The 2,479-nt window shown below is 73.1% G+C and carries 2 protein-coding genes; both read left to right on the top strand.

Annotated elements, in window-relative coordinates; translation table 11 throughout:
- Positions 1–733, top strand: a 733-nt coding sequence (locus tag VFZ20_RS07190) for a menaquinone biosynthesis protein (protein WP_329683166.1), incomplete at its 5' end; no start/stop codon positions are given.
- 505 nt (positions 734–1,238) lie between these two features.
- Complete coding sequence (locus tag VFZ20_RS07185; RefSeq protein WP_329683165.1) at positions 1,239–2,423, top strand: CapA family protein; 1,185 nt, start codon at positions 1,239–1,241, stop codon at positions 2,421–2,423.
- Positions 2,424–2,479: the final 56 nt, after the last annotated feature.

Below are 2,479 nucleotides of genomic sequence, written 5' to 3'. Positions count from 1 at the left end.
CATCGTGGAGGGGGTGCCCGGGCAGCTCAACCGGCGGCTGGAGGCGGGCGAGATCGACGTGGCGCCGTGCAGCAGCGTCGAGTTCGCCCGCAACGCGGATCGCTACCGCGTGCTGCCGGACCTGGTGATCGGGAGCCGCGGGCCCGTGCGGAGCATCGTCTTCGCGAGCACGCGGCCGCCGGCGGAGCTGGACGGTACGCTCGTGGCCATGCCCACGGCATCCGCCACGTCCGTGGTGCTGCTCAAGGTGCTTCTGCGGCTGCGCTGGGGGGTGCGGGCGCGCTTTCGCTGGTTCGATCAGGCCGTGGAAGACCCGTTCGCCGCCGGCGCGGACGCGGCGCTGTTCATCGGCGACGTGGCGCTGCAGCCGCGGCTGTATCCGCGCGTGCCGCATCGGTTCGACCTGGGGGCGGAGTGGTGGGACCACACGGGGCTGCCGTTCGCGTTCGCCGTGTGGCAGGCGGCCGGCGGCTCGGACGACGCGCTGCGGCGGCTGCACGGGGAGCTGCTGGAGTCGCGCGCGTACGGGCTGGCGCACCGCGCGGAGCTGGCGGCGCGCTGGGCGGAGCACTTCGGGTTCGGCGCGGAGTTCCTGGACCGCTACTGGGCCGGGCTCTCGTACGAGCTGGACGATTCCATGCTCCAGGGGCTGACGACGTTCTATCGCCTGGCCGCGGAGATCGGCGAGATCCCCGAGGCGCCGCGTCTGCACTTCGCGCCGTCAAGCGTGTAGCGAGGAGTCAGGCTTCCAGCTGACACGGGTGGAGATTGAGGCGGAGGAATCGAGCACGGCATCGGGCGCGGGATCAGGCGCCGCCCCTCAGCCGGAGCGATTGAAATCGCCGCTGGAAATTCGCGAAGTCCGCCTGCGCGGACTGCCCCAGGGAGGGCGTGGCGACGTGCACCGGTGCGGCGTTCACGCGATCCTGCCGAATCGCCGGGTGGCGACCGCGTTGGCAGTTGAAGCCCTGTTCGAAGAGCGCGTCGGCGCGAGACAGGGCTTACCGCAGTCCCAGCGGCGGGTTGACCCGCTCCGTCGCGGACCCTGCGGGGACGCACCCACCCGCGCTCCGCGACAGCGCCCGAACCTCCCGCGCCATCCTCACGTCCGAACGCCCGGCCGGCCGTTACACGCCCGGGGGTTGATGAAAGCCGCGTCCAGATAGATTGTAGAGAAGACGGGCCGCCGGGCATCCACGATCCGGCGGCCGTTTGCATCCTTCGATCCGGGACCGCTCGTGAATCGACTTCGATCCATCCTCTTGCTGGCCTTTGCCGTTACGCTGGGCACGCACCGGGCAGCGGCGCAGTCTTCCCCCACGCCGGCGGACTCGGCGGGGGGCGTGCGCATCTGCGCGGGCGGCGACGTGACGCTGGGGACCAACCTGGACACCACGTGGGTCGCCACGGCGCGGGCACGGCTGGGACGGCGCGTGGAGGCGCTCCCCGATCCCGACTCCATCCTGGAGCCGTTCCGCCCCCTGCTGGCCGACGCGGACGTGGTGCTGTGGAACGTGGAGGGCGCCGTGGGCGACGGGCCCATCAACCGGCGCAAGTGCGCGGCGGGCTCCACGTCGTGCTTCGCGTTCCGCATGCCGGCGGGCACGGCGCGGGCGCTGCGGGGCGTGGCCGCGGACAGCGCGGTCGTTGTAGGCAACGTGGCCAACAACCACGCCCGCGACGACGGCGACATCGGCCGGCGCAACACGGTGCGGCTGCTGGACGCGGCCGGCGTGCTGGCCACGGGCGTCGACACGCTCGCCACGGAGGTGGTCACGGCGCGCGGCGACACGCTCGCCGTCCTGGGCTTCGCGCAGTGGGCGGGGCCGGACCCGCGCAACCTGCCCGCCGTCCGCCGCCACGTGCGGCGCGCGGCGGAGCGCTACGGGCGCGTGGTCGTCACCATGCACATGGGCGCGGAGGGGCGCGGGCGGCAGAACACGGTGGATGGGCGCGAGGAGTCGTTCGGCGAGGACCGCGGCAACGTGGTGGCGTTCGCGCGGGCGGCCGTGGAGAGCGGCGCGGACCTCGTCATCGGCCACGGGCCGCACGTGATGCGCGCCATCCAGTGGCGTGACAGCGCGCTGGTGTTCTACTCGCTGGGCAACCTGGCCACGTACGGCCCGTTCACCCTGAGCGAGCCGCTGAATCGCGGCGGGTTCGCCTGCGCGGTGCTGGACGCGGAGGGCGGCATCGTCGGCGCGGAGCTGCGGTCCACGATGCAGGTGCCGCCGGGCGTGCCGCGGGTGGACGATACGAACCGCGCGGCCGCGCTGGCGGATTCGCTGGGCCAGGTGGACTTTCCCGGCACCGCCGCGCGTCTGGATCCGCTCACGGGCGAGATCCGCCGCCCCGACGGATCTCCGCTGGCGCCGGCGTCCGATCCATCGACGGGTTCGGATGGTGAGAGGCGGCGGAGGTAGGTCGAGTCTGAGCGGGCGCCCCCTCCGGGCTCGTAAAACTCGCCCACCTCCCCCAA

The sequence above is a fragment of the Longimicrobium sp. genome (genome assembly GCF_036280135.1).
Lineage (GTDB): Bacteria > Gemmatimonadota > Gemmatimonadetes > Longimicrobiales > Longimicrobiaceae > Longimicrobium.
Note: the sequence above shows the minus strand (reverse complement) of the source record. Positions and strands in the feature narration are given on the sequence as shown.